At 62.6% G+C, this 18,521-nt stretch carries 26 protein-coding genes; 20 read left to right on the forward strand and 6 right to left on the reverse strand.

Going from position 1 to position 18,521, the window contains the following annotated elements; all coding sequences use genetic code 11:
- Window positions 1-5: 5 nt before the first annotated feature.
- The 3 genes from EJ075_RS22370 to EJ075_RS34040 all read left to right on the forward strand — a co-directional run bounded on the left by EJ075_RS22370 (window position 6) and on the right by EJ075_RS34040 (window position 4,519).
- Window positions 6-836: a thermonuclease family protein gene (locus EJ075_RS22370; protein ID WP_245457989.1), complete on the forward strand. Its 831-nt coding sequence runs from the start codon at window positions 6-8 to the stop codon at window positions 834-836.
- A gap of 329 nt (window positions 837-1,165) precedes the next feature.
- A complete protein-coding gene (locus tag EJ075_RS22375) occupies window positions 1,166-3,898 on the forward strand; it encodes an SGNH/GDSL hydrolase family protein (protein ID WP_126105776.1) in 2,733 nt (910 codons plus the stop codon).
- 33 nt (window positions 3,899-3,931) lie between these two features.
- The gene (locus tag EJ075_RS34040; protein WP_095482677.1) at window positions 3,932-4,519 is read left to right on the forward strand and encodes an acyltransferase; all 588 of its coding nucleotides are present in this window, start codon (window positions 3,932-3,934) and stop codon (window positions 4,517-4,519) included.
- A 196-nt stretch (window positions 4,520-4,715) separates the two neighbouring features.
- Here EJ075_RS34040 and EJ075_RS22385 read toward each other — a convergent pair whose 3' ends face one another.
- The 4 genes from EJ075_RS22385 to EJ075_RS22395 all read right to left on the reverse strand — a co-directional run bounded on the left by EJ075_RS22385 (window position 4,716) and on the right by EJ075_RS22395 (window position 6,854).
- The gene (locus EJ075_RS22385; protein ID WP_126105777.1) at window positions 4,716-5,462 is read right to left on the reverse strand and encodes a hypothetical protein; all 747 of its coding nucleotides are present in this window, start codon (window positions 5,460-5,462) and stop codon (window positions 4,716-4,718) included.
- Window positions 5,463-5,724: 262 nt separating this feature from the next.
- Complete coding sequence (locus EJ075_RS33245; protein ID WP_164547164.1) at window positions 5,725-5,895, reverse strand: hypothetical protein; 171 nt, start codon at window positions 5,893-5,895, stop codon at window positions 5,725-5,727.
- 150 nt (window positions 5,896-6,045) lie between these two features.
- Window positions 6,046-6,246, reverse strand: coding sequence for a hypothetical protein (locus EJ075_RS22390; protein WP_126105778.1), 201 nt, complete (start codon window positions 6,244-6,246; stop codon window positions 6,046-6,048).
- 422 nt (window positions 6,247-6,668) lie between these two features.
- Window positions 6,669-6,854 carry a hypothetical protein gene (locus EJ075_RS22395; protein ID WP_095482674.1) on the reverse strand — a complete coding sequence of 62 codons (186 nt, stop codon included), beginning with the start codon at window positions 6,852-6,854 and terminating at the stop codon, window positions 6,669-6,671.
- A gap of 80 nt (window positions 6,855-6,934) precedes the next feature.
- On the opposite strand from EJ075_RS22395, the gene EJ075_RS22400 reads away from it, so the two are divergent.
- The 6 genes from EJ075_RS22400 (at window position 6,935) to EJ075_RS22425 (ending at window position 9,122) form a co-directional block, all read left to right on the forward strand.
- A complete protein-coding gene (locus EJ075_RS22400) occupies window positions 6,935-7,720 on the forward strand; it encodes an N-acetylmuramidase family protein (protein ID WP_126105779.1) in 786 nt (261 codons plus the stop codon).
- The gene (locus tag EJ075_RS22405; RefSeq protein WP_126105780.1) at window positions 7,717-7,935 is read left to right on the forward strand and encodes a hypothetical protein; all 219 of its coding nucleotides are present in this window, start codon (window positions 7,717-7,719) and stop codon (window positions 7,933-7,935) included. Before EJ075_RS22400 ends, EJ075_RS22405 begins: the two co-directional genes overlap by 4 nt.
- A 1-nt stretch (window position 7,936) precedes the next feature.
- Window positions 7,937-8,203: a hypothetical protein gene (locus EJ075_RS22410; RefSeq protein ID WP_095482671.1), complete on the forward strand. Its 267-nt coding sequence runs from the start codon at window positions 7,937-7,939 to the stop codon at window positions 8,201-8,203.
- Window positions 8,188-8,385, forward strand: a complete 198-nt coding sequence (locus EJ075_RS22415; protein ID WP_126105781.1) for a hypothetical protein — start codon at window positions 8,188-8,190, stop codon at window positions 8,383-8,385. Before EJ075_RS22410 ends, EJ075_RS22415 begins: the two co-directional genes overlap by 16 nt.
- On the forward strand, window positions 8,382-8,708 hold the full coding sequence (locus tag EJ075_RS22420) for a hypothetical protein (RefSeq protein WP_245329720.1): 327 nt from the start codon (window positions 8,382-8,384) through the stop codon (window positions 8,706-8,708). The genes EJ075_RS22415 and EJ075_RS22420 overlap by 4 nt, the downstream gene beginning before the upstream one ends.
- Window positions 8,709-8,828: 120 nt before the next feature.
- Entirely contained in the window at window positions 8,829-9,122 is a 294-nt protein-coding gene (locus EJ075_RS22425) for a hypothetical protein (RefSeq protein ID WP_095482670.1), read from the forward strand.
- A 56-nt stretch (window positions 9,123-9,178) separates the two neighbouring features.
- Here EJ075_RS22425 and EJ075_RS33250 read toward each other — a convergent pair whose 3' ends face one another.
- Window positions 9,179-9,325 carry a hypothetical protein gene (locus EJ075_RS33250; protein WP_164547166.1) on the reverse strand — a complete coding sequence of 49 codons (147 nt, stop codon included), beginning with the start codon at window positions 9,323-9,325 and terminating at the stop codon, window positions 9,179-9,181.
- Between the two features lie 265 nt (window positions 9,326-9,590).
- Here EJ075_RS33250 and EJ075_RS22430 point away from each other — a divergent pair, with 265 nt between their 5' ends.
- The 4 genes from EJ075_RS22430 to EJ075_RS22445 all read left to right on the forward strand — a co-directional run bounded on the left by EJ075_RS22430 (window position 9,591) and on the right by EJ075_RS22445 (window position 11,183).
- Window positions 9,591-9,905 (forward strand): hypothetical protein, encoded by a 315-nt coding sequence (locus EJ075_RS22430; RefSeq protein WP_095482668.1) that lies wholly within the window; start codon window positions 9,591-9,593, stop codon window positions 9,903-9,905.
- Between the two features lie 324 nt (window positions 9,906-10,229).
- Window positions 10,230-10,535, forward strand: coding sequence for a DUF1236 domain-containing protein (locus EJ075_RS22435; RefSeq protein ID WP_095482667.1), 306 nt, complete (start codon window positions 10,230-10,232; stop codon window positions 10,533-10,535).
- A gap of 100 nt (window positions 10,536-10,635) precedes the next feature.
- Window positions 10,636-10,842: a hypothetical protein gene (locus EJ075_RS22440; RefSeq protein ID WP_095482666.1), complete on the forward strand. Its 207-nt coding sequence runs from the start codon at window positions 10,636-10,638 to the stop codon at window positions 10,840-10,842.
- A gap of 80 nt (window positions 10,843-10,922) precedes the next feature.
- Complete coding sequence (locus EJ075_RS22445; RefSeq protein WP_126105782.1) at window positions 10,923-11,183, forward strand: DUF2934 domain-containing protein; 261 nt, start codon at window positions 10,923-10,925, stop codon at window positions 11,181-11,183.
- Window positions 11,184-11,263: 80 nt separating this feature from the next.
- Here the strand turns inward: EJ075_RS22445 and EJ075_RS22450 are convergent, their stop codons facing one another.
- Complete coding sequence (locus tag EJ075_RS22450; protein ID WP_245457990.1) at window positions 11,264-11,737, reverse strand: hypothetical protein; 474 nt, start codon at window positions 11,735-11,737, stop codon at window positions 11,264-11,266.
- Window positions 11,738-11,843: 106 nt separating this feature from the next.
- Here EJ075_RS22450 and EJ075_RS22455 point away from each other — a divergent pair, with 106 nt between their 5' ends.
- Genes EJ075_RS22455 through EJ075_RS22485 form a run of 7 tightly spaced genes read left to right on the forward strand, consistent with a single transcriptional unit; the run spans window position 11,844 to window position 18,458 of the window.
- On the forward strand, window positions 11,844-12,569 hold the full coding sequence (locus EJ075_RS22455; RefSeq protein WP_095482664.1) for a GntR family transcriptional regulator: 726 nt from the start codon (window positions 11,844-11,846) through the stop codon (window positions 12,567-12,569).
- Window positions 12,570-12,571: 2 nt separating this feature from the next.
- The gene (locus EJ075_RS22460) at window positions 12,572-13,606 is read left to right on the forward strand and encodes an ADP-ribosylglycohydrolase family protein (RefSeq protein WP_164547167.1); all 1,035 of its coding nucleotides are present in this window, start codon (window positions 12,572-12,574) and stop codon (window positions 13,604-13,606) included.
- Window positions 13,607-13,623: 17 nt separating this feature from the next.
- Window positions 13,624-14,592, forward strand: a complete 969-nt coding sequence (locus tag EJ075_RS22465) for a PfkB family carbohydrate kinase (protein ID WP_126107421.1) — start codon at window positions 13,624-13,626, stop codon at window positions 14,590-14,592.
- Between the two features lie 55 nt (window positions 14,593-14,647).
- Window positions 14,648-15,709, forward strand: coding sequence for an ABC transporter substrate-binding protein (locus tag EJ075_RS22470; RefSeq protein WP_126105783.1), 1,062 nt, complete (start codon window positions 14,648-14,650; stop codon window positions 15,707-15,709).
- Window positions 15,710-15,736: 27 nt separating this feature from the next.
- Window positions 15,737-16,606, forward strand: a complete 870-nt coding sequence (locus tag EJ075_RS22475; protein WP_126105784.1) for an ABC transporter permease — start codon at window positions 15,737-15,739, stop codon at window positions 16,604-16,606.
- Window positions 16,606-17,394 carry an ABC transporter permease gene (locus EJ075_RS22480; protein WP_126105785.1) on the forward strand — a complete coding sequence of 263 codons (789 nt, stop codon included), beginning with the start codon at window positions 16,606-16,608 and terminating at the stop codon, window positions 17,392-17,394. Before EJ075_RS22475 ends, EJ075_RS22480 begins: the two co-directional genes overlap by 1 nt.
- Complete coding sequence (locus tag EJ075_RS22485; protein ID WP_126105786.1) at window positions 17,394-18,458, forward strand: ABC transporter ATP-binding protein; 1,065 nt, start codon at window positions 17,394-17,396, stop codon at window positions 18,456-18,458. The genes EJ075_RS22480 and EJ075_RS22485 overlap by 1 nt, the downstream gene beginning before the upstream one ends.
- The last annotated feature ends 63 nt before the right edge of the window (window positions 18,459-18,521 follow it).

Here is an 18,521-nt window from a genome sequence, read left to right on the forward strand (position 1 = left end):
CGGGCGTGGGCAAAGACCACCGTTATCAAGGCGCCAATCAGGCTGGCCGCTGGCGAAGGCACGCCGGCAGAAGAAGGCCGTCACGGCGGCTGCCGCGACCGCTCTTGGGGCTCCTCTTTCTCGCCGTTGGTACGCTTGCCGCCACAATCACCCAATTCGTAATACAGAGCACCGCAAGCCTTCAGAGCAGGATAACAAACTGGACCGAGCCGTTGCCCGGTTCGATGGAAGGCCGCGCCTCCGTGATCGATGGCGACACGGTAGAGATTGCAGGCCAAAGGATTCGATTCAACGGCATCGACGCACCTGAGAGCCGGCAGTATTGCGATGACGCCAAGGGATTCGAATATCCCTGTGGGCGCCGCGCTGCCGACGCGTTGGACACCTTCCTTGCCGCATCACGGCCCCTGCACTGTACCTTTGTCGACCGGGATCGTTACGGTCGGCTCGTCGGTGATTGTGAGCGTGCTGACGGTCGCGGCGTCCAGCAGTGGCTTGTAGAGCAAGGTCTGGCACTCGACTGGCCGAAATACAGCAGCGGCATCTATGCGGGCCAGCAGGCAGCTGCAAAGGCAGCCATGCGCGGCATTTGGGCCGGTTCATTTCAGGAGCCTTGGGACTGGCGCGCAGAGCGCCATGACCAAGGTCTTTCGACAGGCAAACCCCTTGGCCTGGTGTCGCCAAGTGCTCTTGTTCAAAGCTGGACCTGCCAGCCTCGCCGAACGTGCTCTCAGATAAGCTCTTGCGACGAAGCCCGATGGTATCTCGGCAACTGCTCGTGGGGTGGGAAGCTAGACCGCGACAAGGACGGCATAGCCTGTGAAACCCTTTGCTGAAATGCGCAGCACCTAACGTGCCTACGCGGCGTCCCGCAGAATGCGAAATACGCTCGCTCGTCCCCAACTGACTGCTGGGCCGACATCTCAGCGAGGATGCAGTGGAAGCGGCAGAGACGATCCAAAACAACGGCGCATCCGAAACAAATCAGTCCAGCAGACGTCATCAGCGTCCTTGTCGCCGGCCTTGCGCTGGCCACCCATCACGCAGGGGCGCTCGCCGGTTACGCCAACCGCGGATGTGCCATAGACCGCGCGTCCCGCGCCCGCTGGAATCATAGCACTTTCCAGCCTCGCTTTCGCGGGGCTTTTTTCATGGAGCAAGCCTGATGGCCCGACCTGCAACTGCCGCCGTTCGACTTCTGACCGGCGAACGCGAACCTGTGCGTCAGGCGACCACGGTCAACGTCATCCTCCACGGCCTGCAGACCATCGACGGCGTGCTGGCGGCGGTCGGCGACCGGGTGCTGGTCAAGGACCAGAACGACCCGACGCAGAACGGCATCTACACGGCGAGCGAAGGCGAATGGTTCCGTGCCGCCGACGCCCGAACCGCCCGCACCTTGCAGAAGGGAACGACGGTTCACACGCAGGTCGGGTCAGCCAATTCCGACCGGGTGTTTCAGTTTACGGCCGACGAGCCGGTCGTGGGCACTGACGCCATCGCCATTATCCCGTTTGTGCCGCCCGACGTTTCGGGCGTTGTCGATGAGGTCGAAGCGCTGCGCGATGAAACGCAGGTGCTGAAAGATGCCACTGAGGCCAGTGCCGGCCAGGCAGCTGCCAGCGCGTCCAACTCCGCCGCCAATGCCGGACAAACCGCCGCCGATGTCGTCACTACCGCGACCAATCTGGCCAGTGCCCAGGCGGCGCGTGATGCGTCGCTATACGGCAAGGGCGTCTTTCCGACGATCGCGGCGGCGATCGGCCTTGGCGTCGTCGGCAGCGGTGCGATCACGGCGGGCGCCAGTGGCACGGACGGCACCTTCGACCTGGCGTTTACCGGCGGTGCCGGTTCGGGTGCCGCCGGCCGCTTCGTGGTCGCCGGCGGCGCGCTGACGCAAATCCTGATCACCGCGTCCGGCTCCTACACTGTGGCGCCGAGCTTCAATTTCGCGGCATCGGCGGGGTTGGCAGGCGCGGCCGCCGCTGTCGTGCTCGGTACAAATGCGGCAGTTGGCGAATATTTCTGGACCGAAGTTTCGACCGGCGTTCTTGGCCTCTACCATGTGACGGTCGGCCCGGCAGCGACCGATACCGGCGTCAGGGCGGCAATGTCCGCGCTGCTTTCGAACGTCGATAGCTTGGCGATGATCGAAGGCCTAAGCGTTCCGACCGCCAAGCTCGTAGAGGCGGCCGGGGCGGTCAGCCCGTCCGTCTATCGATCCTACTCTTTTGTGTCGGGCGAGACGATCGAGCACGTTGTCGTTGCCAAGGCTGGAGAGCGAAGCGCCCTGCAGCTTATCCACTCTGCGGCTGGAGCATCCTACACAGCCAACTTCAACCTCGAAGAAGGTCTCGTCTCCAGTAGTTCGGGAGCGAACTTGGTCAGCACAGCCATGGCAGCTCTCGGCGGAGGTTGGTATGAGTGCAAGGCCGTCGTTCTTGTCGCCGCCAACGTCACGAACAATGTGCAGGCCCGCATGTCTGCTGCCGGCGCCTTGCCATACGCGGCTGACGGTGTGAGCGGCATGTACATCCGAAGCATCGTGCTGCGCAAACAGGGCCTGATGGCCAACCTGTTCCCGAGCAGCGACCCAGCCAATGCTGCCTTCACCAAGCAGAGCGTGACTGTGACCACCACGACCAGTCCGTATGAACCGGTCCTAATCCCCCTGCCTCCGATTGTTGATGACCTAGACGTGATCGTCAGAGGCCGCATAACGGCATCGAAGGTCGTTGAGTCGGCTGTGTCGGGAAGTCCCTCGACCTGGCAGGCGAAATCTGTTGCCGTCGGGGACCTCATTGTCTGGAAGGTGATCGCCAAGAGGGCTGAGAGAAAACGCCTCAACCTGTTTTCGAATAGCGCGGCGGTCATCGACTGCACCTTCGATCTGGAACTCGGAACTGTCTCACAGGGAGGCGCGGCAGTCACTGCGGCGAGCGTTCTGGCTCTTGGCAACGGTTGGTTTCAATGCACGGTCGAGGCGACAGCAACGGCATCGGCTTCCTCTAATTGGCAGCACCGCATCTTCAAAGAGACGGGGACGCACCCTTACGTAGGCGACGGTGTGTCAGGCCTCTACATTCAGCGGTCGGAATTCCGCATCAATGGCGGGACGAATGCCTTCTTCTCCTCGGAGGACCTGTCCACCTCTTCTTGGTCGAAAAGCGCAGGTCTCACGGTCACCCCGAATGCCGCTTTGTATCTCGGCCTCCTAGCAGACCCGTCCAACATTGGTGGCGATCCCTACGACGATGAAAGCGAAGCCCTGGTTGGCGTTAAATGGGCGGCTTTGGGATCAAGCATCACGATCGGCGCCTATTATGCGACGCTGCTCGCAGGCCAGACGGGCATGGTCCTGACCAACCTCGGCGTCAGTGGCTCGGCACTGGGACTGAGCACTACCGCCTACCCTAGCTACGGAATGTCGAACAGGATCGTCGACATTCCGGCCGACACGGAGCTCGTCACTCTGGAGCCTGGTCCAAACGCCTTTGGTGCGCAGGAGGTGCCTCTCGGTGCCTTTGGCGACACGACCTACGCCACTCACTACGGGTCGCTGTGGGCGGCATGCGTCGCCATTCGGGCACAGGCACCGAACGCCAAGATCGTCATGATCGGAACTTACAGCGGCGGTCCTGGTCACGCGACCCACCGTGTCGGTCGCGTCAACGGCCAGGGCAACACGATGGATCAGTTCTTCAAGGCTGAGCGCGAGGTAGCTCACGCGCTGGGCATTCCGTTCATCGACATCTCCCAGAGCGGCATGGGCTACCTCACGTCGACACTCTACATGGCTGACGAGTTGCACCCGAACGCCGCTGGCTCCCTGCGCCACGCCACCTATGACGCCGAGTGCCTGCGTCAGATGGCGCGGCGGGGCCTCTTCGGAGCCTAGACTGGAAAGGTGGTGTGTGGCAGATGTTCGCGAATGCGCATCTTCTCCGCCATCCTCGCTCTTCGCCGCCGCTTTTGGTCATGGATCGCTACCGGCGCTGCAAGGGAAAATGCCATCATCGGGTCGCGCACGAAGTTCGGCGCCGGGGCGGAAATCTTCAACATCCACGGCGACCGGTCTCGGGTCTCAATCGGATCCGACAGCCATTTGGACGGGCATTTGCAGGTCTTCGCCCACGAGGGTCGGATCAAGATCGATGATTGGTTCTATCTTGGTCCAGGCTCGACGATTTGGTCGTCTGATCCAGTGGGTATCAAGATCGGCAAGCATGTCCACGTCTCATGGGGGGTAGCCATCCACGATACCAACTCGCATCCGATGGACCCGCAGAAGCGTTTCGCGCAGATGCAGGCCATCTTTCGCGAGGGCCATCCGCGCGTCGACCCAGGCATCCGCTCAGCACCGATCACGATTGGAGATGATGTCTGGATCGGTAACAGCGCCATGATCATGAAAGGGGTGACGATAGGCGACCGGGCGGTAATTTCTGCCGGCTCGATCGTGCGTTCGGACGTCCCGGCCGACGCTTTGGTCCGGCCTGAGCCGCGACTGGTGAAATGATGCGTTTGGCTGCCGCTCATCAATGAGCACTGCGCCATCGTAGAGCGCTACATGCATGTGCGGCATTTTGCTGCAACCTCTTTGAAATGCTCGCGCATCTTTCCCTCATCCACGCATGGCGATCGGCATGGAAATTTGTCGCTGCTGATCAACCGCGTAGATTGTGAAGCGAAGAGGTGGGCATTGTTCTTCGATCTCAGGACGCATCGACAAAAGGCATGTGCTTGATGCACTGCCACTGGTCTTTCGCCGTCGTGCCGGACCAACGATTGCGCAGAGCGCTTTCGCGATAGGCTTGCGCAGGTTCCAATTCGGGTAGATCTGATGATTGAGGCAGGAAGAACACATTGCCGCCAGCGGCCGACACGGCGACGAGCTTGTATCCCTGGTCTTTGCAGAGCTTCGTCAGGGCGGTGATCGAAGCGCCGTGATACCAGCCGCTGTCGTGCTTCTGATTCCGATCGAACGACGGATCATACGGCACGGTGATCGGATTGAGGCCAAAGCTGGCGTTGTACTCGGCCACGATGACTGATGGACGCACCGGCAGCAGGGCTTTGAGGAACCAGTAGTCATTTCCATCCACGTCGACCGAAAGCACCCCAAGCTGCGGAAAATGCACTCCCAAGCTATGGATGTTGTCGAGAGTGATCAAACTCTGGCGTGCTTCGATATGTTTCGGAAGGAGGGAACGGGCCAATCGAACAGTTTGTGCGTCCCCGTCCACCAGAAGGCCCTGAAAGTCTCGAAGCCCGATACAATTGTACTCTGTGGGATGGAACCCAAATTCCAAGAAAGTACGGGGGCATTGTCCGGCAATCCGGGACAAAATTACGCTTTCATCGGACTGAGGGGCTCCGCCGATCTGCCCCTTGATGAGGTGATAATAGTAGCGGAGGGGACTCGCGCGAAGTAAGGTGTGCATACGGGATCGGATGCTCATAGATCGACTCCTCGACCGTCTGCCCATCTGCCCATCTGCCCATCATTTGCGGCAAGCACCTCCGTTTTGCAAGCGTGATCGTGAGGTCTCTGGCAAAGGGGCTGCGCAGACACTTCGCCATCGCAGGTAGAGAGCGGCTGCGTCTTGTCGGTCGATGATTTTTCTGCCGGCGCATCTGACCGCCGGTTGAGCTGGCTTGGCGTATGGATTGAAAGACTTGGAGCGTCTTTTGCGCGTCTAAGACAGGCGAATGGCGCAACAGCTATTGATGGCTGTCTTGCGCCTTGTTGTGAGGCTGGCTGTTCGACCACCAGATAAAATACAGCGAACCTATCTTCATGACCGGCACGCGGCGCTCGCGTTCGCGCACCCGCAATTCGCGATAAACTTTCATCTTCAGGGTGCCGCCCGGCAATTTGATACGCACTGCCATCGGTTCAACTCCCGCCGTGCAACGCAACGATGATGTGCAATGCAGCAATTAGAGAACTTCCCCCAAGGAAGAGTCAACAGCCGATAGGCGAGTTCTTTGACTATTTTCCGGAAGGATTTGAGCGCAGGCGCCCGATGATGGTCCAGGTCGTCAACGCATTGCCTGGGGCCGGTCAGGATCGTCCGATGCACCCGGCTGGTCGTTCAAAGGACGCTGGCGGCTCGACCACCAGGTAAAATACAGCGAGCCCATCTTCAGAACCGGCACGCGGCGGGCGCGCTCGCGCTCGCGCAATTCCCGATACACCTTCAGCTTCAAGGTGCCGCCCGGCAACTTGATACGAACCGCCATCAGCCCAACCCCATTGTGCAGCGCAGCAATTAAAGAGCTTCCGCGGCGGAATAGTCAATGGCCGGTCGTTGACTATTTCTGGGGCTATTTCTGCAACTGGTTCCAGAAGGGTTCGGGTCGCAGGCTCGGGATCATTGTTTTGGTGGGCGCCCGGACGGCGACATGCTGCTCGGCCACCAGACGATGAAGTACTTTCCGACCTGCCAGACCGGGACTTCGCGCTTCTGCTCGCGGCGGCGAAGCTCGTCCCTTTTCTTGATCTTCAACGTCCCGCCCGGAAGCCTGATCCTTATTGTCACGTGCCCTCCCGCACCCTGTGTCCCACAAGGTACGAACGGTTCATGGGAGCAGTTTCATCCCGGCTAAGCAATTTCGCTTGAGTTGGCAAGACGGATCGAGCTGTTCTCAAATGGTCGACACCGTCACTTGAAGAAATCCGCCATGCCCCGGATGGCCAGGAACGCATAGAGGATCGGCCCGGCGACCACCCCACAATAGAGGCAGAAGATCGCTGCCAGAGCCACAAGCAACGGCTTATCGCGGCCGACCGCGCATAGTTCGGCCTTCACCGTCCAGCGCGCCGCGGCCGTTCCGTCATCTTGCGACATGGGCCTGTCCTCCCCTTTGGGCTCATTTCACACAATCGCTTGCAAACATCAACCTGCCCGCGAGGGCGGAAAGGAAACCCATGGACACCACGTTCAAGGGCGCCGCCAGGCGCCTCACCGATCTCGATCTGCCGAGGCTTGGCGCCAGGATCGGCGTCGGCGAGGATGAGATCCATGCCTTCCTCGATGTCAAGACCAGCGGGCATGGCTTCGACGCCCAGGGCCGGCCGATCATCCTGTTCGAGCCGCATGTCTTTTTCCGCAACCTGTCGGGGACGGCGCGGGCACAAGCTGTCGCGGCTGGCCTTGCCTATGTCAGGTGGGGCGAAAAGCCTTATCCCCGGGACAGCTATCCGCGCCTGAAAGCCGCCTGCGCGATCGACGAGACGGCGGCGCTCAGATCGGCGTCATGGGGTCTCGGCCAGGTTCTCGGCGAGAATTTCGAGGCGGCCGGCTTCCTCACCGTGCAGGCCATGGTCGAAGCCATGATGGAGGACGAGGCGCTGCAGCTGGCGGCGGCGGTCAATTTCATCGCCGCGAACCGGCTCGACGACAAATTGCGCAAGCATGATTGGGCCGGCTTTGCCAAGGGCTACAACGGCGCGTCCTACAGGAAGAACGCCTATGACACCCGGCTTGCCGACGCGTTCCGCAAATGGTCTGGGATCAAGGACACGCCGTGGCCGCCCGCTGCCCCAGCGCAGCCTCCAGCGCCTGTCCCGATCCCACAGGCTCCACAACCGGACGGTCCCACGCCTTCGGCCCCGAAGGCAGAGCCGGGCAAGGCTGGAGTCCGGCCCTGGGCCGTAGTCGTGGCCTCCTTGGTTGCCGCAATCCTTTCCTTGTTTCGAAAGGCAAAGCCATGAAGTGGTTCAATACGAATGCCGCACACAATCTGATCAATGTGCTGATCCTGCTGCTCACCAGCCTGGTCGGCTTCGACTGGACGATGTTCGGCATCGACGCCGCCCTGGCGCTCAAGATCACCGGGGTGCTGACCCTGCTCAAGATCCTGATGAATGTCGTCCGCGACGGCGTCGCCGGCCTCGTCAAAAAGCAGCCCGCCGTGGAGGGCAATTGAGATGTGGGTGCTTTCCATGCTGAGCGCGCTCGCCGGCAACAAGACGGTCATGTCGATCTTCGCCGCGCTGGTTGGCGGCGTCGGGCTCTATGTCGCCGGAGGCATCAGCCGGGCCAAGAAGGACGCGGCCAGGCGAGCGGCGGAAGAACTCGCCGCCGCGCAGGATCGCCTCGAAATGGGCCGCGAGGCGACCGATGCCGAACGCGCGGCGCGCGACCTGCCGGACGAAGCGGCACGGCGGGAGGCGATGCGATGGGCAAAGCACTGATCCTCTGCCTGTTGCTCGCCGGATGCACAACGCCGGTTTCGCCGGCGCGTCAGGTCTGGTGCGAACACAACCAGCAGCGCCGTCCGTCGGTGGCGGTCGTCGCAGCCATGACGCGACCCGAGCTCGACGAGGTGAATGCCTATAACGGGAAGGGCGCCAGATGGTGCGGGTGGAAGCCATGATACAGGAGCTTCTCGATGCTCTCGGCATCAAGGCGCCGGTGGTGGTCGCCGGCCTTTCCGGCGGCATCTTGCGAGCCTTGTCACGCCACCGCTACAAGGTTCGCGAGATGGTGGCGTCGCCGATCTGCGGCGCGCTGGCGGCGGCCTACCTGACATTGCCAGTGGTGCACTACTTCCGCGCCACCGGCCTGCCGATTCCGTCGCCTGACGACGACACCACGACGCTGGCCGCGGCGTTCCTCATCGGCGTCTCGGCGATGTGGATCTCGGACATCGTCTTCGAGGTGGTGGTGAGGCGGTTCAAGCCGGGGAAGGAGGAGTGATTGCGCCTGTCTTATTGCGCCGCGGTAAACAGTCTCCCGCGGGAGATACCGCTCGGGGTGAAGATTGCGGAACCACGGGCGAAGGTGCGCGTTAGGCACGACCCTTGTGAGGATGTACCCATGCCAGCTCGCCCAATCGTCTCGACAGCCGCAGCGATCCTGCTCGCCGCCACAAGCATGGCTTACGCCCGGCCGGATGCGCGCACCATGACATGCGAACAGACGCAACTTCTGATCCAGAGCCGGCGTGCAGTCGTCCTGACCACCGGCCGCAACACCTATGATCGATATGTCCGCCAATTCGGCAATGAATGCGACTGGCCCGAAGTGCCTGTCACCTCCTATATCCGGACGCGTGACGGTCAATGTCGTGTCCATCGATGCGAGGAACCGGTCTTCGATTTCCCGGACTGAGAAGCAGCCGGCGCTCGATCCAAGGTTTTTCGTGTGAAGCCGCGGGACCGGATGCCCTAGAAGCCGAAGAATTGCCGGCCGACCAGATACCCCAGCGCGACGACCGCCAGGGGAAACAAGGCCGGCGCCAGCCGGCTGAGCACGGAGTTCCTTGCCGGTTCCTTTGGGGCGTTCCTGACGGCGTTTCCGAGGTTCTTGGTCATGATCTCGCTATAGTAGCAATCGCTGATTAACGATTCCTCAACATGCCGCGCCCGCCCCGGAAACGGGGCGGTTTTTTTGCGTCTTCAACGGATGTCATCCGCATTGCTGCTCAAAACTATCGTGTCGGTCGAATAGCAACGGAGCTCATGAATTTGCGGGCGTTTCCTGAACCAGCATGGGGCTGGGCGCGTTGCCGCATGCGGGAACCAATCGCCGCCCACTGCTTTGGCTAGGAGATGGTCCTTCGCAGGAAAGGAGTTCGATATGAAACCTTTCGCACTCTTGCCGAGCATGTTGATGCTGGGCGCACTGGCGTTGGCGGCGCCGGTTGCCGCCCAGACGGATAACCAGACACCCGACCAGGCGCCCGCCGGCCCTTGCCAGGCCGAACCGCAGAACGGCCAGCAGCAGAAGCCGCCAGCCATCAACAACAGCCTGACTGAGATGCTTGATCCCTGCAACGGCGTGCTGCAGCCGCCGCCGACGGGCGATCAGGGCATGGCCGCACCGCCGCCGGACGAAGGCAGGACGCCGGTGATCAAGCCCGGCGAGGTGCCGGCGCAGCCGCCGAAACAATAGGCCGCGCTCGCCGTCTCGCGGCGGTTCGCAGGCTTTTTCGCTTGCGGCCCGGAACATTAGTTCTTGCTAATTGTTCTTGTCGAAGCAGTCGATATCACCCCCCTCCGGTATCGCTGCTGATCGGGAGATCCGATCGGCCCGCGTGCCTGCGGACAGGAACGCGGGCCACTGCGATTTCTCGCAGCAACGCATCAAGGCTGCGCCAATGCGGCGATCGATTAGCGGCCGCTCACGGAACAAGAAGGTTGCGTGGGCGTTTTGCAATCTGGGCTTGCCGTTCCTGACTGTGGAAGGCGGAGTCCGCAAACCAGACAGGAGAAGACGATGAAAATCCACCTTGTTCCTGCCGCCGCCGGGCTGGTTCTGCTCGCCGGTGTCGGCGTGGCCACCGCAGACCAGGTGATTATCACGCCCGAGCAGCAGACAGTCGTCCGCGAATACGTGCAGAGGCACCCGCTGGCGTCGATCAGCCTTCTGGGAGTGGAGCTCAATGTCGGTTCCACCTTGCCCGACACGGTTGAGCTTCATCCGATCGACGTTCCCGACATGGAATACAGATACGTGGTCGTCGACGATCGCACCGTGCTGGTCGATCCCGGCACCCGCAGGATCGTGCAGGTCATCGACTGACCTTCACCCGCCGCTCTCTCGGGAAGACGCAAGAGGGAGCGGCGGCTCGCCGGCAGGCAGCCGGCTGTTGATCGTCTTGTCGCGGGAAGGAGCCATTTCCATGTTGCCGCATGTCGAGTCTTCCAATGTCAATGTGGCCGCATCTGTCGACAAATTGCTTGCTGAACGGGGCACTGCCCTGTTGTCGATGAAGGAGTTGATTGCAGCGGTGCGTGAGCGAACTGGAACGGAGCGCTCGGACGCGGATCTGGCGGGGCTGATCACCAAGAAGGCAGCACTCCTCGGTGTCGCGGTTCTATCCGACTAGGGCTGAAGCCGCTCAAGACGCCGATCGAAATTTCAGCTAAAACAGTTGTCGCTCACGGATTCGAGCCGATGGAGGCAACAGTGACGGACGACAGGCAAGAACGCATTCGTCAGCGGGCCCACGCGATCTGGGAACAAGCCGGCCGGCCCGACGGTGCGCATCAGCAGCACTGGGACCAGGCCACAGCCGAGATCGACGGTGAGGACAGCAAGCCGAAAGCGAAGGCGGCTCGGCCGAAGGGGCCGGCGGCCGCCAAGCCCAAGGATAGCACGGCCAAGGATAGCAAGCCCAAGGGCACTAAGCCAAAGGCTGCCCGGCCGCGCAAGGCTTCAGCGAGCTAGAACATATAGCGCTTCGGCCGCGAGACGAAGCTCTGTCCGTGCCGCGGCCGAAAAGCGTGAGTTCCCGAAATCGATCTCGGTTACTTGCCGCAGTGATTGTCGTTGACGGTCGGTGAAACCGTGCCGGGAGCCTTGTTCGTTGCATCGGGCATCGCGCCCTGCGGGCCTATAGGGCAGTTCTGATCGGCATTGGAATTCAAGCCATCAGGGCCCGCAATAATGCTACCAGTAATCCCGGGATCGACAGTATCCGGTTCGGCCAGGTTCGGATCAATCGGGGCCGGGTCGGTGACGACGCTTCTGTCGCTGCCAGTACCCATGTCAGCGTCTGGGTCGCTGGCATTCTGGGCCATCGCAGAGGTCGCCAGACCAGCGGCGAGTAAGGACGCTGCGAGAATTTTCGTAAGCATAGCTTGTCTCCATTTGTCTCCATTTTTTCGATTGTCGCCGCATTTGCGACTATAGAAAAAACCGCTCGGGGGTGGTGAAGGTTCCCATAAAATTCCGGCCTGCGACGAACCGTTCGTGATCAGCAGGGCGATCTTGCCCGGCATGGAGGACGCCAGGGAACTCAACAAGCGTGCTGGCCATGAGCCGTTGACATGACGGCCACGTCACAGTATTGAACAGGACTATACAGGTCCACTGAACAGGTATTCCATGGCGCGTCGCACGGCTCTGTCATCTCCCGGAACGGGCAAGCCCGAACGGATCGCCACCGTCCTCGAGCACGAGATCCGCTCCGGCGTGCTCGGTTTCGGCGACCGCCTGCAGAGCGAGAACGAACTCGTCCAGCGCTTCTCCGTCAGCCGCAACACCATCCGCAAAGGTCTTGAGGAGTTGTCGAGCCGTGGGCTGATCACCACCAAGGTCGGCATCGGCTCGTTCGTCACCTTCGACGGCATGCCGGTCGACGACGCCGTTGGCTGGTCGCGCGCGCTGGCCAATGCCGGCGCCAATGCCGAGACGCGCACGCTCAGGCTCGAAGTCATGCAGGATGCCGAGCTCGCCGCCAGGCTGGGCGTCGAAAGCCCGTTCTTCATCGCCGTCGACCGGGTGCGCTCCAACGCCGATGACGGCCACGCCATCTCGATCGAACGCAGCCGCCTGCCGCTGTCACCCGAACTGGAGGACGTGCCGTTGCGCGGCCTGCGCGAAGGCTCGCTGCACCAGACACTGCGCGGGGCGGGGCTTGTCCCCGACCATGGCGAGGAATGGGTCGATATCGAGATGCTGAGCGCCGAGGACGCGGCCATTCTCGACTGCGCGCCCGGCGCGCCGTTCCTGCGCACGCGGCGGTTGACGCGCGCCGCCGATGGCCGCGCCATCGAATATGTCACCAGCCTGCTCAATCCGGCGCATTTCGCCCTTCACCTGGAGTTCTGAGCATGGACGCCGCCGAGGCGATCGACCGAGCGATGGGGGCGCTTATCGGCGGTGCGCTGGGCGATGCGCTCGGCATGCCGACGCAGCTGCTGTCGCCGGCCCGCATCGCCGAGCTCTACGGCAATGTCGAGGATTTCGTTGCGCCCGTCGTCGACCATCCGGTATCGAAAGGCTTGGTCGCCGGCACTGTCACCGACGACACCGAACAGGCGCTGCTGCTCGGCCGTATCCTGGTTGTTTCAGGCGATAGCTTCGACCATACGCGCTGGGTCAACGCACTGCTCGACTGGGAGCGCGACGTGAAGGCGCGCGGCAGCTACGATCTGCTCGGACCTTCGACCAAGCGCGCCATCGATGCCATCAATGACGGCGTGCCGGCTGAGGAGGCCGGAAGCGGCGGTGACACCAATGGCGCGGCCATGCGCATCGCGCCGGTCGGCATCATGATGCCAGCCGAGCCGCTCGACGCGCTGGTCGCCAAGGTCGCCGAAACCTGCCGCGCCACGCACAACACCTCGATCGCCATCGCCTCGGCCGCTGCCGTCGCCGCCGCTGTCAGTTGCGGCGTTGCCGGCGGCGGCTGGCGCGCAGCTTCGGACCGAGCTATCGCGGCGGCTAGGCGCGGCGCAGTGCTCGGACACTGGGTCACCGGCGGTGATATTGCCGCACGCATCGACTGGGGGAGGGACCTCGTCCGCGGCAAGGCTGTCGCTGACGGAATCCGGCTGATCGTCGATCTGGTCGGCACCGGCGTCGCCAGCCAGGAATCGGTTCCTGCGGCCTTCGCGGTGCTGGAAATCGCCGGCGGCGATCCCTGGCAGGCGGCCGTCATCAGCGCCAATCTCGGCGGCGACACCGACACGATCGGGGCCATCGCCGCCGGCATGGCGGGCGCCTGCGCCGGTTTTTCCCGATTGCCACAGGAAAACATCGCCCGGCTGAAAGGCCTCGATATTGCTCAGGTGCGCGCTCTTGCCGCCGACTTGGTCGCTATGCGGATGGCGAAAAGCAGCTCCGGCAAGGATGCGGCGGCATGAGCAGAGCTCAGCCTGACATGAGCGGCCGTCTCCTCCATGTCGGCAGCGCGGTGGTGGACTATGTCTACCGCATCGACGCCTTGCCGGCGCCCGGCACCGAAAAGACCGCATCGAGCTATGCCCAGGTCGCCGGCGGCGGCTTCAACATGATGGTCGCGGCCAGCCGCACCGGGATGAAGGTCGCCTTCGGCGGCCAGCTCGGCAGCGGGCCGAATGGCGATTTCCTGCGGGCCGCCTTCGCCGCCGAAGACATCGCAACGCTGACGCCACCATCGCCAGTGATGGATAGCGGCAATTGCGTCGCCATGATCAGCGGCGACGCCGAGCGCACCTTCGTGTCGTGGCCTGGCGCCGAGAGCATGCTCAATCTCGACATGATGGCGTCTGTCCGGGTTGCGCCGGGGGACTGGGTGTTCGCCTCCGGCTACACGCTGAGCTATCCCGGCAGCCGCGATGCGCTGGCCGACTGGATCGAGGCGCTGCCGGCGGAAATTCCCTTCGTCTTCGATCCGACGCCGGTCATATCAGACATTCCGCGCGCCATTCTCGATCGGGTGCTTGCGCGCACGAGCTGGCTGAGCTGCAACACCGCCGAAGCGGTCCAGATCGCCGGTGCCGGCGATGTCGAGGCCATTGCCGCCGGGCTTCTTTCTAATCATTGCCCGAGCGCCGACGGGGTCATCATCCGCGCCGGGGCAAAAGGCTGCTTCGTGCGGCTGGCAGACGGTAGCAGGCAGGCCGTGCCCAGCTTCAAGGTCGCCGCCGTCGACACCAATGGCGCCGGCGACACGCATATCGGCGCCTTCGTCAGCGCACTGTCGCGCGGCGTGCCGCCCTTCGAGGCGGCAAGTTACGCCAATGCGGCGGCGGCGCTCTCGGTCACCCGCCATGGCGGGTCGTCCGCGCCGACCGACCAGGAGATCCAGACATTCCTCAGCCATGACGATCGAATGACGACCGTGCACGGCCGGGAGCAAGAGGCCTGACAGCCTAAAGACGTAACAAGCCCCGCCAACCGGGCAAACAATGAGAGGAACGAACATGCGCATGCCCAAACTGACTGCTTTCCTGACGGCGACTGCCGTCGTCACCTCCGTATTCACGCTGGCCGCCACTGCCGCCGAAGTGCATGTGCTCAACTGGAAGGGCTACGGGGCCGATGAGCCCTGGGCCATCGCGGCCTTCGAGAAGGCGACCGGCAACAAGGTCGTCAACGACTTCTTCAATTCCGAACAGGAAATGCTGACCAAGCTCAGGACCAATCCCGGCCTCTACGACGTCGTCATGATCAACGCCGCCTTCAACGACCAGGCCATGGCGGAAAAACTGATCCAGCCGATCGATGTTTCGAAGATCCCCAACTATGCCGACATCAGCCCGGACAAGGCAGGCTCGCCCATGCTCGCCCGCGACGGCAAGGTCTATGGCGTGCCATGGGTGTGGGGCTTGACCGCGCTCGCCATCAACGAAAAGGCCTTCGAGACGCCGCCGACCAGCATTACCGAAATGTGGAACGAGGCCCATAAGGGTCGCGTGGTCATTCGCGACGACGCTGTCGAAGCGGTCCAATTCGGCGCCATCGCCACCGGCCAGAACATCAACGACATCAAGGACATGGAAGCGGTCAAGACGAAGCTGACCTCGCTGATGCCGCAGATCAAGACATTCTGGAGTTCTGAGAACGACTGGAACCAGATGGTCGCCTCCAACCAAATCGACATCGGCACCTATTGGAGCGGCTCGGCCGACCGCGCCAAGACGCATTTCAAGCTGCCGGTCGCGCTGGTCATCCCGCAGGAAGGCGCCGTCGCCTGGCTCGACGCCTTTTCCATACCGGTCGGCTCCAAGAATGTCGCCGGCGCCGAGGCCTTCATCAACTACATGATCGACCCGTCCTTCTATGTCGAATGGGTCACCAAGGTTGGCGCGCCGGTGTCGGCCAACACCAAAGCGGTCGCGGCGCTTCCGGAAGATGCCTTCAACCGCAAGGTGATGGGGGATCCCGATGTGGCCAAGCGCATCCAGTTCCAGGCGCCGATCACCGATGCGCAGCGCGAAGCCTATCTGGCGCTATGGCAGGAACTGAAGGTGAATGTGAAGTAGCGGCCGGCTTTTCGGGGAGGAGGGCATATGGCTGGACAGGTCGCGAGCGGTTCGAGGAGCGGATTGCGATCGGCTTTGCCCCTGCTCCTGCCTGCCTATCTCTGGCTGACGGTGGCGATTTTCCTGCCGCTGTCGGCCATGGTCTTCTTTTCCTTCATGACCGAGCTGCCGCTGTCGGGCAAGGCGTGGGCGTTCACGCTGGAGAACTACACCACCTTCTTCTCGCAAGGGCTCTACTGGACGCTGCTGCTGGCCTCGCTCCGGCTCGGGCTCGAGGTGACGCTGTGGTGCGTCTTCATCGGCTATCCCGCGGCCTATGTGCTGGCCAAGGTGCTGAAGGGACGCAGCCGCGAGGCGATCTTCCTGCTTGTCATCCTGCCGTTCTGGTCGAACGGGCTGGTGCGCATCTTCTCATGGGCGATGGTGCTGCGCGAAGGCGGCATTCTCGACACCGCGCTCAACGCCGTGCTGCCGTTCAAGATCAACATCGACCTGATGTATTCCTATCCGGCCGTCATCATCGGCCTGGTGCACTCCTACGTGCCCTACATGGTGCTGACCTGTTACCTCACGCTGCAGGCCATCGATGACTCGCTGATCGAGGCAGGGCGCTCGCTCGGCGCCTCGCGGCTGCAAATGCTGAGACGGGTGATCATCCCGCTGTCCATGCCGGGGCTGGTCGCCGGAGCGGCGCTGATCTTCGTGCCCGTCGTCGGCTCGTTCATGGAGCCGCGTATCCTAGGCGGGCGCACCGGCACCTTCTACGGCACGGTCATCGAGGACCAGTTCGTTGCCGTCTTCAACTGGCCGCTGGGTGCAGCACTCTCCTTCATCCTGCTGGCCGTCGTGCTGGTCATCCTGGCATTGGCGTCGCCGGTGCTGCGGAGGGCTGCGTGATGGCAACGACCCGTATCCTGGAATGGCTCGGCCGGCTCTACATCTGGCTGCTGCTCGCCTTCCTCTACCTCCCGATCATCATCATGGCGCTGATGTCGTTCAACGTCTCGCCCTTCTATCAACTGCCGTTCGAATGGACGACAGAGTGGTACGCCTCGTTGTGGCAGAATGATCAGTTGATCTCGGCCACCTGGAACAGCCTCGAAATCGCGATCATCACCACCATCATCTGCGTCGTGCTCGGCTCGGCGGCGTCGCTAGCGCTTTTCCGCTACGAATTTCGCGGCAAGAAATTCCTGCAAGCGCTGCTGTTTCCGCCGATCGCCATTCCGTGGCTGATCACCGGCACGGCGATGCTGATCTTCTTCTTCGGCGTTGGTATCGGGCGGGGTCTGTTTGCAATCCTGCTCGGCCATGTGGCGCTGGCGCTGCCCTATGTGATCGTCGTCGTCTCGGCCCGGCTGCAGACGTTTGCGCCGGAACTCGAAGAGGCGGCGCGGTCGCTCGGCGCCAACCAATGGCAGGTAACTTCGCGCGTGACGCTGCCGTGGATCATGCCGGGGGTCATCGCCGGCGGGCTGTTCGCCTTCGCCGTGTCGTTCGACCAGTTCGTGGTGTCCTATTTCCTGTCGACGCCGGGCCAGACGACGCTGCCGGTCGAAATCTACGCCGCGATCCGCAAGGGTTTCACGCCCGAGATCAACGCGGTCTCGACGATCATCATCGTCGTCTCGATGGCGCTGATGCTGCTCACGGCACGGTTCTTCAAATTCGGCGGAGAAAAATAATGGCCGGCGTGCAGGTATCGAATTTGTCGCGCAGTTTCGGCGCGCACAAGGCGCTGGATGACGTCTCCATCGACTTCGCCGACGGCGGCTTCTATGCGCTGCTCGGGCCGTCGGGCAGCGGCAAGACCACGCTCTTGCGCCAGATCGCCGGCTTCGATTTTCCCGACTCCGGCCGCATCGCCATTGGCGGCGAGAGCGTCGAGCGGGTGCCGGTCGAGAAGCGGCGCATCGGCATGGTGTTCCAGAACTATGCGCTGTTTCCCAATATGAGCGTTGCCGACAATGTCGCCTTCGGCCTGTCGGTGCGTGGCGAGGCCAAGGCAATTATCGCCAGCGAGGTGCAGCGCGCGCTCGATCTGGTGCAACTCGGCAAGCTCGGTGGCCGCCGGCCGCATCAGCTGTCCGGCGGCCAGCGCCAGCGGGTCGCGCTGGCCCGCGCCATCGTCACCAAGCCGCGTGTGCTTTTGCTCGACGAGCCGCTCGGCGCGCTCGACAAAGCGCTGCGGGTCGACATGCAGATCGAACTGAAGCGGATCCAGCGCGAGATCGGCATCACCACCATCTTCGTCACCCACGACCAGGAAGAGGCGCTGACGATGAGCGACCGCATCGGTATCCTGCGCGACGGCCGGCTGGTGCAGGAGGGGCCGCCGGAGGAGATCTACGACAGCCCGAAGAGCGAGTTCGCCGCCACCTTCCTCGGCGATGCCAATATCTTGCGCGGCGACAGCACCGGAACCGGTATCCGCTTGGTCGATGGCACCGCGATTGCCGCCGGGGCAGGCGCGACGCTTGCCGCCGGCGCCAAAGCTAGCTGCGCGGTTCGGCCCGAACGCATCCGCATTGCCACCGATTCCGGAACGTCTGATCCGAACGCCAATGTGCTCCGTGGCCAAATCTCCAAGCGCATCTTCGCCGGCAACAACAGCACCTATTTCGTCGAACGCGACGGGCAAACGCTCAAGGTCATCGTGCAGAACACAGGCATTGAAAGGTTGGCGGAAGGACAAGAGGTGGTGCTGCGCTGGTCGCCGGAGAGTACGGTGCTGATCGCCGCGAACTGATCTTGCCAGGCGGACCGCAATCAGTGAGAGCATGGTCGGGCACAATGCGGAAAAGCGAAATAC

It is taken from the genome of Mesorhizobium sp. M6A.T.Cr.TU.016.01.1.1 (assembly GCF_003952585.1).
Classification (GTDB): domain Bacteria; phylum Pseudomonadota; class Alphaproteobacteria; order Rhizobiales; family Rhizobiaceae; genus Mesorhizobium; species Mesorhizobium mediterraneum.